The following is a 14110-nucleotide window of genomic DNA, read 5'->3' on the forward strand; positions in this document are numbered from 1 at the left end:
GCTGAGCCTGTGCCCCTGGAAGCGTGTGTGCGCCCCCGGGGGCACCGGTGTGCGACCACTTCGCGCCCCGCTCTGTCTCCGCGTTGTCGCCCGGGCATGGAATCATGGCCGCAACGGTCCAACCGGTGGATCGCTGCCTTGGGTTGGCGATGGCACAGCACCACAGGCCACAGCCTTCAGGGGGAGGAACGATGGCGGACAGCTTCGGACCGCTGCAGGACGATGCCGACGACGGCGTCGTCGGCCTGGGCCCGGACGCGGGGGCCACTTCGCGCAAGGAACCGATCAGAGTCCTTGTCGTGGACGACCATGCCCTCTTCCGCCGCGGTCTGGAGATCGTGCTCGCCGCCGAGGAGGACATCCAGGTCGTCGGGGAGGCGGGTGACGGCGCCGAGGCCGTCGACAAGGCCGCCGACCTGCTGCCGGACATCGTGCTGATGGATGTCCGGATGCCCAAACGCGGTGGTATCGAGGCGTGCACCTCCATCAAGGAGGTCGCGCCCAGCGCGAAGATCATCATGTTGACGATCAGTGACGAAGAGGCCGATCTCTACGAGGCGATCAAGGCGGGCGCGACCGGATATCTCCTCAAGGAGATCTCGACGGACGAGGTGGCCACGGCCATTCGCGCGGTGGCCGACGGACAGTCGCAGATCAGCCCTTCCATGGCGTCGAAACTCCTTACCGAGTTCAAGTCGATGATCCAGCGCACCGACGAGCGCCGGCTGGTGCCGGCGCCACGGCTCACCGACCGAGAACTCGAAGTACTCAAACTCGTCGCCACGGGCATGAACAACCGCGATATCGCGAAGGAGTTGTTCATCTCCGAGAACACCGTGAAGAACCATGTGCGCAACATCCTGGAGAAGCTGCAGCTGCACTCCAGGATGGAGGCGGTGGTCTACGCGATGCGGGAGAAGATCCTGGAGATCCGCTGAGTCCGCCGACGTCGGTCAGCGCAGCGCGGTCGTCAGCGCGCGGGTGACGTCCCGGACGAGCGGCTCGCGCAGTTCCGGGGTGTCCACCCGCTCCACGCGCACCGTGGTGCAGTTCACCCAGCTCGCCGCTTCGACGAGCGCCTCGGCCACCGCCGGAACCGCCTTCGGGCCGTCCAGTGTGACCTGGCGTGCCACCAGGATGCCGCCGGCCTCACGCGCCGGGTCGACCCGGCCCACCAGGCGGCCGCCGGCCAGCACCGGCATCGCGTAGTAGCCGTACACCCGCTTGGGCTTCGGGACGTACGCCTCCAGGCGGTGGGTGAAGCCGAAGATCCGCTCGGTGCGTGCCCGGTCCCAGATCAGGGAGTCGAAGGGGGAGAGCAGCGTCGTACGGTGCCGGCCGCGCGGAGCTGTGGCCAGGGCCGCCGGGTCCGCCCAGGCGACCTTGGACCAGCCCTCCACCTCCACAGGGACCAGGCCCGATTCGGCGATCACCGCGTCGACCTGCTCGCCCTTGAGCCGGTGGTAGTCGGCGATGTCCGCGCGCGTGCCGACGCCCAGCGACTGACCGGCCAGCCGGACCAGGCGGCGCAGGCACTCGGTGTCGTCCAGATCGTCGTGCAGCAACGTGTCCGGGACCGCGCGCTCGGCGAGGTCGTACACCCGCTTCCAGCCGCGTCGCTGGACGCACACCACCTCGCCGTACATCAGCGCGCGCTCCACGGCGACCTTGGTGCCGGACCAGTCCCACCACTCGCTGGTCTTCTTCGCGCCGCCCAACTCCGTGGCGGTCAGCGGGCCTTCGGTTCGCAGCTGCTTGATGACCTGGTCGTACGCGCCGTCGGGGAGCTCGTGGCTCCAGTGCGGGCGGTCGCGGTAGGCGCGGCGGCGGAAGGCGAAGTGCGGCCACTCCTCGATCGGCAGGATGCAGGCCGCGTGCGACCAGTACTCGAACGCGTGGGGTCGTGCCGGAGACGCGCCGAAAGATCCCGTCGTCCAGTAGGCGGCCTCGACCGCCTTGCGGCCGACGGCGCCGAGGCGGGCGTACGGGATGAGCTCGTGGGAGCGGGCGAGGACCGAGATGGTGTCGAGCTGGACCGCGCCGAGGTGGCGGAGCACGCCCCGCACGCCCGAGCGGCGGTCGGGGGCGCCGAGGAAGCCCTGTGCCCTCAGGGCGATTCGGCGGGCTTCGTCCGCCGAGAGGGCGGCGGTGGGGCGCGGAAGGGTCGTCATGGCTCGGACGATAGAGGGTGGCACTGACAGTCCCGTACGACATGGGGTTTCATCCCTGCGAAGGGCCCGGCAGGTAGGGCGCGGCCGAGGGCAGGCCCAGGTCCGACGGCAGCAGGGAGCCCACCCAGCAGTCGCGTCGCACACCCTTGTTGTTGAGGGCGGAGCGAAGGGTGCCCTCGATGGTGAAACCGGCGCGTTCCGCGACCGCGCGGGAGCCGTGGTTGCCGACCTCGGCACGCCACTCGACCCGGTCGATCGCCAGCTGCGTGAACCCCCAGCGGGCGGCCGTGAGGGTGGCCTCGGTGATGTAGCCGCGGCTGCGGTACTCCTTGGCGGCCCAGAAACCCACCTCGGCCGTCCCCAGGGAGCGCATGGTCAGGCCGAGCATCCCGGCCAAGTCCCCCGTCGGCAGGAAGACGCCGAAGGTGAACATCGAACCCTCGGACCAGCCGTCGGGGACCAGCTGCTCCGTGAAGCTCCGGGCGTGTTCCGGGAGATAGGGCGAGGGAATCGTCGTCCAGCGCTGGATGTCCGGGTCCTGGACGGCCGTGTACACCGCTTCGGTGTCCTGCGGGCCGACCGTGCGCAGCAGCAGGCGGGGGGTGGCGAGCGTGACGGGTTCCATCGGCCGATTCTGCTCGGCCCGGCGCCTGGCACGCCATCCATTTCGCGTTCCGTGACCGGGTGATCACGGATCGCGCAATTCCTCGGCGGATGCGGCACTATCCGCATGCACCGGCCGTTGTCCCCTGTGAAGCGGCGATGAAGCGGAAAACAACCTGGCGACACCACCGAGCACAACCGAATACCCACCCGGAGGAGTCACACGAAGGGGGCTCGGGGAGCCCTCGGGAAAGCAGCGGACGGCCGTCGGGCCGCCAGGCCTCCCGGCGCGGCCGGGTCCTCGCATACGATGGCCGTTGCTCAGTACGTCCAATGGAAACCGACCGTCCCAGGCCCGACCGGCAAGGAGACAAACCCCCGTGTCCGTCCTCTCGAAGATCATGCGTGCAGGCGAAGGCAAGATCCTGCGCAAGCTGCACCGCATCGCGGACCAGGTCAACTCCATCGAAGAGGACTTCGTCGACCTCTCCGACGCCGAGCTGCGGGCCCTCACCGATGAGTACAAGCAGCGCTACGCCGACGGAGAGAGCCTCGACGATTTGCTCCCCGAGGCGTTCGCCACCGTCCGCGAGGCCGCCAAGCGCGCCCTCGGCCAGCGCCACTACGACGTGCAGATCATGGGTGGCGCCGCCCTCCACCTCGGCTACGTGGCCGAGATGAAGACCGGTGAGGGCAAGACCCTCGTCGGCACCCTCCCCGCGTACCTCAACGCGCTGTCGGGCAAGGGCGTCCACCTCATCACGGTCAACGACTACCTGGCCGAACGCGACTCCGAGATGATGGGCCGCGTCCACAAGTTCCTGGGCCTGAACGTCGGCTGCATCCTGGCCAACATGTCGCCGGCCCAGCGCCGCGAGCAGTACGCGGCGGACATCACGTACGGCACGAACAACGAGTTCGGCTTCGACTACCTGCGCGACAACATGGCATGGTCCCAGGACGAGCTCGTCCAGCGCGGCCACAACTACGCCATCGTCGACGAGGTCGACTCCATCCTGGTCGACGAGGCCCGTACGCCGCTGATCATCTCCGGCCCGGCCGACCAGGCCACCAAGTGGTACGGCGACTTCGCCAAGCTGGTCCTGCGCCTGAAGAAGGGCGAGGCCGGCAACCCGCTCAAGGGCATCGAGGAGACCGGCGACTACGAGGTCGACGAGAAGAAGCGCACGGTCGCGATCCACGAGTCCGGCGTCTCCAAGGTCGAGGACTGGCTGGGCATCGACAACCTCTACGAGTCGGTGAACACGCCTCTGGTGGGCTACCTGAACAACGCCATCAAGGCGAAGGAGCTCTTCAAGAAGGACAAGGACTACGTCGTCATGGACGGCGAGGTCATGATCGTCGACGAGCACACCGGTCGTATCCTCGCCGGCCGCCGCTACAACGAGGGCATGCACCAGGCGATCGAGGCGAAGGAAGGGGTGGACATCAAGGACGAGAACCAGACCCTCGCCACGATCACCCTGCAGAACTTCTTCCGCCTCTACAAGCGCCACGACCACAACGGCAAGGAACAGGCCGGCCTGTCCGGCATGACCGGTACGGCCATGACCGAGGCCGCCGAGTTCCACCAGATCTACAAGCTCGGCGTGGTCCCGATCCCGACGAACAGGCCCATGGTCCGCAAGGACCAGTCGGACCTGATCTACCGCACCGAGGTCGCCAAGTTCGAGGCGGTCGTCGACGACATCGCGGAGAAGCACGAGAAGGGCCAGCCGATCCTCGTCGGCACGACCTCCGTCGAGAAGTCGGAGTACCTCTCGCAGCAGCTCTCCAAGCGCGGCGTCCAGCACGAGGTGCTCAACGCCAAGCACCACGAGCGGGAGGCGTCGATCGTCGCGCAGGCGGGCCGCAAGGGTGCCGTGACGGTGGCCACCAACATGGCCGGCCGTGGTACCGACATCAAGCTCGGCGGCAACCCGGACGACCTCGCCGAGGCGGAGCTGCGCCAGCGCGGCCTCGACCCCGAGGAGCACATCGAGGAGTGGGCGCAGGCGCTGCCCTCGGCTCTGGAGAAGGCCGAGCGCGCGGTGAAGGCCGAGTTCGAAGAGGTCAAGGAGCTCGGCGGCCTCTATGTCCTCGGTACCGAGCGGCACGAGTCGCGCCGGATCGACAACCAGCTGCGCGGTCGTTCCGGCCGTCAGGGCGACCCCGGTGAGTCCCGCTTCTACCTCTCCCTCGGCGACGACCTGATGCGCCTGTTCAAGGCCCAGATGGTGGAGCGCGTGATGTCCATGGCCAACGTGCCGGACGACGTGCCGATCGAGAACAAGATGGTCACCCGCGCGATCGCGTCCGCGCAGTCGCAGGTCGAGCAGCAGAACTTCGAGACCCGTAAGAACGTTCTGAAGTACGACGAGGTGCTCAACCGCCAGCGTGAGGTCATCTACGGCGAGCGCCGCCGCGTCCTGGAGGGCGAGGACCTGCAGGAGCAGATCCAGCACTTCATGGACGACACGATCGACGCGTACGTCGGTGCGGAGACCGCCGAGGGCTTCCCGGAGGACTGGGACCTCGACCGTCTGTGGGGCGCCTTCAAGCAGCTCTACCCGGTCAAGGTGACCATCGACGAGCTGGAGGAGGCGGCCGGCGACCGGGCCGGTCTGACCGCCGAGTACATCTCCGAGTCCATCAAGGACGACATCCACGAGCAGTACGCGTCGCGCGAGGCGCAGCTCGGCTCCGAGATCATGCGTGAGCTGGAGCGCCGGGTCGTGCTCTCGGTCCTGGACCGCAAGTGGCGCGAGCACCTCTACGAGATGGACTACCTCCAGGAGGGCATCGGCCTGCGCGCGATGGCCCAGAAGGACCCCCTGGTCGAGTACCAGCGCGAGGGCTTCGACATGTTCACCGCGATGATGGACGGCATCAAGGAGGAGTCCGTCGGCTACCTGTTCAACCTGGAGGTCCAGGTCGAGCAGCAGGTCGAGGAGGTCCCGGTCGAGGACGCCGCGGCGGTCCCGGAGGGTGTCCAGGACGCGGTGCCGGCCCAGGCGGGCTCCCGTCCCGAGATCCGTGCGAAGGGCCTGGAGGCGCCGCAGCGGCGGGGCATGCACTTCTCCGCGGCCACCGTGGACGGCGAGGGCGGCATCGTCGAGGGCGACTTCGACTACGACGACGAGGAGCCGGCGCGTTCCGAGGCGGACGGTCTCACCCGCGCCGAGCGCCGCAAGCAGGCGAAGAGCCGCCGCGGTCGCAGGAAGTAACGGCAGCACCGACAGCGCTCCACCAGGGCCGGCCACCCCGCAAGGGGGGCCGGCCCTTCGGTCTGTGGCCGGGGCTGGTGGGCCTTGGGTTTGTGGCCGGGAGTTCGGCGGACTTCGGCTCGTGGCCAGGGAGCGGTGGGCCTTCGGCTTGAGGCTCGAGGCCTGAGGGCGGCGGCTTTCGGTATGTGCCCGGGGGCGGACTTCGGCTCGTGACGTTGGTCCGGCAGTTCTTCGGCCTGTGGCGCGGGGGACGGGGTCCTCACAGCGCCGGGGAAGCGTCCTGCCGGCAGAACGCTTCCCCCGGCGCGCTGAGCCAGGACTAGCCGCCGTGCGGTGTGCGGGGGCCGCCCAGTTCCACCGCTGTGCAGCGCCAGCGCAGGTCCTGGCCCTGTTCCAGGCGGAAGGCCATGGCGCGCAGCTGGTCGCCGGCAGCGACGCGGGCGAAGACCTCCAGGGCGCCGGCGCGGGGCACGTAGTAGCCGATGTCGCGGACGACCGGGTCGGTGCCGCGGGTGCGCAGGGGGCCGCGTTCGGCGAGGCGGGCGAGGTCGTCGTAGGCGGGGCCCGCCGTGTGCCGCAGCATCCAGTGGACGGGACGGCGGCCGCTCAGGACGGCCAGCAGGCGCTCCGCGAAGAGGTCGGTGGGGCGTGGGTTCGGCGGAGCCGCCGGAGGCGTCAGAGGCCTGCGGGAGGACGCGCCGGGGCGACGGGAGTCACGGCGGCCGGGCGGGCGGGTGCCCGGGCGGAGCTGGGCGGTCCTGGTCATGACCTTGTTCATGGGGATCCCCGTTCGGCGGGCCTGGCGGGTACCAGGCGGTAACTTGCGGTTGAGGATCTTGTACGGGGGCCGGGCCGGCGACAGCAAGGCGGTGACGGCCCGTGTCGAGGGCCTGGAAGGGTTCACCTATCCGAGTGATCGGGGGTGCGGGAAACCCACTGGGCGGGCGGCGGTGCCGGGTGAATCGCCGGGCACCGGGTTGACGTCCCCGACGTCACCGCCCGGGACCCGAAAGGGGACGCCCGCACGTATCCTGAAGGCCCTCCGGGAGGCGCCAGGACCTTCCGGAGACGCAGAGAGTCGAAGAGTCCGGAAGAGAGCGGCCACCCATGCGCGTCTACGTCCCCCTGACCCTCTCCGGGCTCGCCGAGGCGCACAAGACGGGCGAGCTGGGGACCGGTCCGTTCGCCGCCTACGCCGTCACGCCCGCGCTGCGCGAGTGGTACCTCACCGACGACATAGAGGAACTGGAGTACGCCGCGCTCAACCGGGCCGCGCTCGCCTCCCTGCGGCTGCTGGCCGCCGACCAGGGCGCGCCGCGGCGCCGGGTCGTGGTCGCCGTGGACGTCCCCGACGGCACGGCGGCGGCCGACCCGGACCGCGGGCTCGACCCGGCGGCGCTGGGCGAGGTGCGGGTCACCGGGACGGTCGCGCTGGCCAAGGCGGCCTCCGTGCACGTCGACTCCGACGACGCGGAGGAGGACGTGACCGCGGCGGCCGGGGCTCTTCCGGCGGCGGACGGCGGGGACGACGACGCGCAGTTCGTCGTGGACGGGGCGGAGGACCACGAGCTGCTCTGGTACGCCACGCAGGAGATCCCGAACCTGGTGGGGCTCGGCGGCTGAGCGGGGCCAACAGGGCCCATTCGAACGCCTGTGACCTGCGGCGATGCGTCGCCGGTCTTGATTGTCAGTGCTGGCGGGTAGCGTTTTTGGCATGGGGAAGCACGGAAGCGCGCACATCGTCTGGGACTGGAACGGGACCCTGTTCCACGACAACGACGCGATCATCGGGGCGACGAACGCGGCATCGGCCGAGCTGGGCCTGGCGCCGATCACGCTGGACCAGTACCGGTCGCTGTACTGCGTGCCGGTGCCGAAGTTCTACGAGCGGCTGATGGGGCGGCTGCCGACCGAGGCCGAGTGGGAGGCCATGGACGAGATCTTCCACCGGTACTACGCCGAGCACCGCGGCTTGTGCGGGCTGACCGACGGGGCGGTCGAGCTGCTGGCCGGGTGGCGTTCGGCTGGGGGCAGCCAGTCGCTGCTGAGCATGTACGTGCATGACGAGCTCGTGCCGTTGGTGCGGGGATTCGGGATCGAGCCGCACTTCATACGGGTCGAGGGGCGGGTCGGGCCGTCCGGGGGCAGCAAGGCCGAGCACATGGTGCGGCATCTGCGGTCGCTGGGGGAGGTGCAGCCCGGGCGGACCGTGGTGATCGGGGACGCGGCGGACGACGCGGTGGCCGCGCGGGCCGTGGGCGCGAAGGCGGTGCTGTACACCGGGGGGTCGCACGGCAGGGCGAGCCTGGAGGAGGTCGGCGTGCCGGTCGTGGACTCACTGGCGGAGGCGGTCGAGGAGGCACAGCGGCTCGTGGCGTGACCGGTTGGCTGCGGGTGCGGGTGCGGGTGAGGGTGCGGTGGGGGCTCGGGTGAGGGTGGGGTCGTTCACCGGCGCTTGCAGGGTGCCTCCCCCAGAGGGGGTACCCCCAGCGCCCACCCTCCCCCACTCTCGGCTTCGCTCGAGCGGGGGCCCCCATCGCCCCAGCGGCACGACTGTCCGCAGGCTATGCAGGAGGCGGCGGGGGAGCGGCCCTTTTAGGGGCGCGGGGAACTGCGCGACCGGCCCCCACTCACCCGCAGCCGAAATTCCGGCCCCGCCCACCCCGCCCGCGGCCAAGCGAGCGCCGCGTCGCTGTGCAGAACGTCAAAGTTCCACCCCCTCTTTTGTACACATACGGCTCATGACGGCCCCCGGGTGAGGAGCGATAGCCTTGGTGGCGTGATCAGCGCGATAGTTCGCGGGGGCGTCGGCGCCCCTGCCCTGCGCCCGGTGAGCACGGAACACCTCCGTGACCGGGCGGCGGTCGCTGGTCTTCGCGGGCGGAGGGCACCCGAAACGGCCCTGGTAGCGGCGTCGCCGAGAGCGACGTCACACCCTCGGGGCATGTCGAGAATGGCCGAATACCCCCCGCTCGTCTCACCCTGCGGCATAGCGTCGGAGCAGACCGGAGACCCCGGCCGTGGCGTCGAGCCGCAGGGGGAAGAGCCCGTACTTCCTTCTACGTCACGCAATGGCGCGCGACAGGAGCCAGAGGACAATGCAGACCAAGCTGGACGAAGCCAAGGCCGAGCTGCTCGATCGGGCCGCCCGGGTAGCTGAGAACAGCCCGGCAGGGGGGCACCTACCGACTGGGACGACGGGGACGGCGGACCAGGAGTCCGTGTTCACGTTCCTTCAGCGCTACTACCTGCACACCGCGCCAGAGGACCTCGCCGACCGCGACCCGGTCGACGTCTTCGGCGCAGCCGTCTCGCACTTCCGTCTCGCCGAGACCCGTCCGCAGGGCACCGCGAACGTCCGGGTCCACACCCCGACCGTCGAGGAGAACGGGTGGACCTGCAGCCACACCGTGGTGGAGGTCGTCACCGACGACATGCCCTTCCTCGTCGACTCGGTCACCAACGAGCTGACCCGGCAGGGACGGGGCATCCATGTCGTGATCCACCCGCAGTTCGTGGTCCGCCGCGACCTCACCGGCAAGCTCATCGAGATGCTGCCCATCCCGGCCGCCGGCGGGGAACTGCCGCACGACGCGCACATCGAGTCCTGGATCCACGTCGAGATCGACCGCGAGACCGACCGCGCCGACCTCAAGCAGATCACCGTCGATCTGCTGCGGGTGCTGTCCGACGTCCGCGAGGCCGTCGAGGACTGGGAGAAGATGCGGGAGGCGGCGGTCCGTATCGCCGAGGACCTCGGCGCCGAGCCGGTCCCCGGCGACCTGCCCCGCCCCGAGGTCGAGGAGGCCCGCGAGCTGCTGCGCTGGCTGGCCGCCGACCACTTCACCTTCCTCGGCTTCCGCGAGTACCAGCTGCGCGAGGACGACTCGCTGGGCGCCGTGCCCGGCACCGGCCTCGGCATCCTGCGCTCCGACCCGCCCCACGCCGGTGAGGAGGGCCACCCGGTCAGCCCCTCCTTCGAGCGGCTCCCGGCCGACGCGCGCGCCAAGGCCCGCGAGCACAAGCTCCTCGTCCTGACCAAGGCGAACAGCCGGGCGACCGTGCACCGGCCGTCCTACCTGGACTACATCGGGGTCAAGAAGTTCGACGCGGACGGCAACGTCGTCGGTGAGCGCCGCTTCCTGGGCCTGTTCTCGTCCGCCGCGTACACCGAGTCGGTGCGCCGGGTGCCCGTGATCCGCCGCAAAGTAGACGCGGTGCTCGAGCGGGCCGGCTTCTCGCCCAACAGCCACGACGGCCGCGACCTGCTCCAGATCATGGAGACCTTCCCGCGCGACGAGCTGTTCCAGACCCCGGTCCCGGAGCTGGAGTCGATCGTCACGAGCGTCCTCTACCTCCAGGAACGCCGACGGCTCCGGCTCTACCTGCGCCAGGACGAGTACGGCCGCTACTACTCGGCCCTCGTCTACCTCCCCCGCGACCGCTACACGACCGGTGTCCGGCTGCGGATCATCGACATCCTGAAGGAGGAGCTCGGCGGCATCAGCGTCGACTTCACGGCCTGGAACACCGAGTCGATCCTCTCCCGGCTGCACTTCGTCGTCCGGGTCCCGCAGGGCACCGAGCTGCCCGAGCTGTCCGACGCCGACAAGGACCGTATCGAGGCCCGCCTGGTCGAGGCGGCCCGCTCCTGGGCCGACAGCTTCGGCGAGGCGCTCAACGCCGAGTGCGGCGAGGAGCGCGCGGCCGAGCTGCAGCGCCGCTACATCAACTCCTTCCCCGAGGGCTACAAGGCCGACCACACCCCGCGTGCGGCGGTCGCCGACCTGGTCCACCTGGAGCGGCTCACCGAGGAAGCGGGCAACGACTTCGCGCTCAGCCTCTACGAGCCGGTGGGCGCCGCCCCCGACGAGCGCCGCTTCAAGATCTACCGTAAGGGCGCCGCGATCTCCCTGTCGGCGGTGCTGCCGGTCCTGAACCGGCTGGGCGTCGAGGTGATCGACGAGCGGCCGTACGAGCTGCGCTGCTCGGACCGGACGACCGCGTGGATCTACGACTTCGGGATGCGGATGCCGAGGACGGCGGGCGGCGGCAACGGCGACTACCTGGGCGACGACGGCCGTGAGCGGTTCCAGGACGCCTTCGCGGCGACCTGGACCGGCCTGGCCGAGAACGACGGCTTCAACGCGCTGGTGCTGAGCGCCGGGCTGAGCTGGCGGCAGGCGATGGTGCTGCGGGCGTACGCCAAGTACCTGCGGCAGGCCGGTTCCACGTTCAGCCAGGACTACATGGAGACCACTCTCCGTCACAACGTCCACACCACCCGGCTGCTTGTCTCGCTCTTCGAGGCGCGGATGTCGCCGGACCGGCAGAAGGCCGGCCTGGAGATCACCGACGCCCTCCACGAGGAGCTGGACGCCGCCCTCGACCAGGTGGCGAGTCTCGACGAGGACCGCATCCTGCGCTCCTTCCTGACCGTCATCAAGGCGACGCTGCGCACCAACTTCTTCCAGGAGACGGTGGAGGGGACCCCGCACTCGTACGTCTCGATGAAGTTCGACCCGCAGGCCATCCCGGACCTCCCGGCGCCGCGCCCGGCGTTCGAGATCTGGGTGTACTCGCCGCGCGTCGAGGGTGTGCACCTGCGCTTCGGCAAGGTCGCGCGCGGCGGTCTGCGCTGGTCCGACCGGCGTGAGGACTTCCGGACCGAGATCCTCGGCCTGGTCAAGGCGCAGATGGTCAAGAACACCGTCATCGTGCCGGTCGGCGCCAAGGGCGGGTTCGTCGCCAAGCAGCTGCCGGACCCGGCGAAGGACCGGGACGCGTGGCTGGCCGAGGGCATCGCCAGCTACAAGACGTTCATCTCGGCGCTGCTCGACATCACCGACAACATGGTGGCCGGCGAGGTCGTGCCCCCGCAGGACGTGGTCCGGCACGACGAGGACGACACCTACCTGGTGGTCGCGGCCGACAAGGGTACGGCGACGTTCTCCGACATCGCCAACGAGGTCGCCGGGAGCTACAACTTCTGGCTCGGCGACGCCTTCGCCTCCGGCGGCTCCGCGGGCTACGACCACAAGGGCATGGGCATCACCGCGCGCGGCGCCTGGGAGTCCGTGAAGCGGCACTTCCGGGAGCTGGGCGTCGACACGCAGACCGAGGACTTCACCGTCGTCGGCATCGGTGACATGTCCGGTGACGTGTTCGGCAACGGCATGCTGCTCAGCGAGCACATCCGCTTGGTCGCCGCCTTCGACCACCGGCACATCTTCATCGACCCCACCCCGGACGCGGCCACCGGCTACGCCGAGCGCCGCCGTCTGTTCGACCTGCCCCGCTCCAGCTGGGGCGACTACAACACCGAACTGCTCTCGGCGGGCGGCGGGATCTTCCCGCGCAGCGCCAAGGCGATCCAGGTCAACAGCCATATCCGCGAGGCGCTCGGCATCGAGGCGAAGGTCGCCAAGCTGACCCCGGCCGAGCTGATGAAGGCGATCCTGGAAGCGCCGGTCGACCTGCTGTGGAACGGCGGTATCGGCACCTACGTCAAGGCGTCGACCGAATCGAACGCGGACGTCGGCGACAAGGCCAACGACGCCATCCGCGTCGACGGCGCCGACCTGCGCGTCAAGGTCGTCGGTGAGGGCGGCAACCTGGGCCTGACCCAGCTCGGCCGGATCGAGTTCGCCCGCCAGGGCGGCAAGATCAACACCGATGCCATCGACAACAGCGCCGGCGTGGACACCTCCGACCACGAGGTGAACATCAAGATCCTGCTCAACGGCGTGGTCGCGGACGGCGACATGACGGTCAAGCAGCGCAACAAACTGCTCGCCGAGATGACCGACGAGGTCGGCGCCCTGGTGCTGCGCAACAACTACGCGCAGAACGTGGCGATCGCCAACGCGCTGGCGCAGTCCAAGGACATGCTCCACGCCCAGCAGCGGTTCATCCGCCACCTGGTCAGGGAGGGCCACCTCGACCGGGCGCTGGAGTTCCTGCCCACCGACCGCCAGATCCGCGAGCGGCTCGGCTCCGGCCAGGGACTGACCAGCCCGGAGACGGCCGTCCTGATGGCGTACACGAAGATCACTGTCGCCGACGAGCTGCTGGCGACCTCGCTGCCGGACGACCCGTATCTGAGCGGCCTGCTGCACGCCTACTTCCCGACGGCCCTGCGCGAGCGGTTCGCCGCCGCGCTCGCCACCCATCCGCTGCGCCGTGAGATCACGACCACGGTCCTGGTCAACGACACGGTCAACACCGGTGGTACGACCTATCTGCACCGGCTGCGCGAGGAGACCGGGGCCTCCCTGGAGGAGATCGTCCGGGCGCAGACCGCGGCGCGTGCGATCTTCCGCTCCGCCCCGGTCTGGGACGCGGTCGAGGAGCTGGACAACAAGGTCGACGCGGCCGTCCAGACCCGGATCCGGCTGCACTCCCGCCGTCTGGTGGAGCGCGGCACCCGCTGGCTGCTCAACAACCGGCCGCAGCCGCTGGAGCTGATCGAGAACGTCGACTTCTTCTCCGAGCGGGTCGAACAGGTCTGGCAGCAGCTGCCCAAGCTGCTGCGCGGCGCGGACCTGGAGTGGTACCAGCACGTGTACGACGAGCTGTCCGCGGCCGGTGTCCCGGACGAAGTGGCGACCCGGGTGGCCGGCTTCTCCTCGGCCTTCCCGGCGTTGGACATCGTCTCGGTGGCCGACCGCACGGGCAAGGAGCCGCTGGACGTCGCCGAGGTCTACTACGACCTCGCCGACCGTCTCGGGGTCTCCCAGCTGATGGACCGGATCATCGAGCTCCCGCGCGCCGACCGCTGGCAGTCGATGGCCCGTGCCTCCATCCGCGAGGACCTGTACTCGGCCCACGCGATGCTCACCGCCGACGTGCTCGCCGCGGGCAACGGCACGTCGACGCCCGAGCAGCGCTACGAGGCCTGGGAGCAGAAGAACGCCGCCATCCTGGGCCGGGCCCGGGCCACGCTGGAGGAGATCCGCAGCTCGGACTCCTTCGACCTGGCCAACCTGTCGGTGGCCATGCGGACGATGCGGACGCTGCTGCGCACGCACTCGTAGGCGCAGTCGCAGTCGTGCGACATGAAAGGCGCCCCGGGCCGGTGACGGCTCGGGGCGCCTTTCTTTCTCGGCT

General features: G+C 69.9%; 8 protein-coding genes. 5 read left to right on the top strand and 3 right to left on the bottom strand.

The window, feature by feature from the left end; all coding sequences use genetic code 11:
• Positions 1 to 191: 191 nt before the first annotated feature.
• Entirely contained in the window at positions 192 to 938 is a 747-nt protein-coding gene (locus ACWGJB_RS32615) for a response regulator (RefSeq protein ID WP_453383648.1), read from the top strand.
• A 15-nt stretch (positions 939 to 953) separates the two neighbouring features.
• On the opposite strand, the gene ACWGJB_RS32620 is transcribed toward ACWGJB_RS32615, so the two are convergent.
• Together ACWGJB_RS32620 and ACWGJB_RS32625 are read right to left on the bottom strand one after the other, a co-directional pair.
• Positions 954 to 2171, bottom strand: coding sequence for a winged helix-turn-helix domain-containing protein (locus tag ACWGJB_RS32620; RefSeq protein WP_453383649.1), 1218 nt, complete (start codon positions 2169 to 2171; stop codon positions 954 to 956).
• 49 nt (positions 2172 to 2220) lie between these two features.
• Entirely contained in the window at positions 2221 to 2796 is a 576-nt protein-coding gene (locus tag ACWGJB_RS32625; RefSeq protein WP_453383650.1) for a GNAT family N-acetyltransferase, read from the bottom strand.
• A gap of 358 nt (positions 2797 to 3154) precedes the next feature.
• On the opposite strand from ACWGJB_RS32625, the gene secA reads away from it, so the two are divergent.
• Positions 3155 to 6001, top strand: coding sequence for a preprotein translocase subunit SecA (secA, locus tag ACWGJB_RS32630; protein ID WP_453383651.1), 2847 nt, complete (start codon positions 3155 to 3157; stop codon positions 5999 to 6001).
• 319 nt (positions 6002 to 6320) lie between these two features.
• On the opposite strand, the gene ACWGJB_RS32635 is transcribed toward secA, so the two are convergent.
• Complete coding sequence (locus ACWGJB_RS32635; protein ID WP_453383652.1) at positions 6321 to 6767, bottom strand: Rv3235 family protein; 447 nt, start codon at positions 6765 to 6767, stop codon at positions 6321 to 6323.
• Positions 6768 to 7108: 341 nt separating this feature from the next.
• Between ACWGJB_RS32635 and ACWGJB_RS32640 the strand changes: the two genes are divergently transcribed.
• From ACWGJB_RS32640 to ACWGJB_RS32650, 3 genes are all read left to right on the top strand, one after another.
• Positions 7109 to 7624 carry a DUF6912 family protein gene (locus ACWGJB_RS32640; RefSeq protein WP_453383653.1) on the top strand — a complete coding sequence of 172 codons (516 nt, stop codon included), beginning with the start codon at positions 7109 to 7111 and terminating at the stop codon, positions 7622 to 7624.
• A gap of 91 nt (positions 7625 to 7715) precedes the next feature.
• The gene (locus ACWGJB_RS32645) at positions 7716 to 8381 is read left to right on the top strand and encodes an HAD family hydrolase (RefSeq protein WP_453383654.1); all 666 of its coding nucleotides are present in this window, start codon (positions 7716 to 7718) and stop codon (positions 8379 to 8381) included.
• A 718-nt stretch (positions 8382 to 9099) separates the two neighbouring features.
• Positions 9100 to 14037, top strand: coding sequence for an NAD-glutamate dehydrogenase (locus ACWGJB_RS32650; protein WP_453383655.1), 4938 nt, complete (start codon positions 9100 to 9102; stop codon positions 14035 to 14037).
• Positions 14038 to 14110 lie beyond the last annotated feature (73 nt).

The sequence above is a fragment of the Streptomyces sp. NPDC054813 genome (assembly GCF_053611365.1).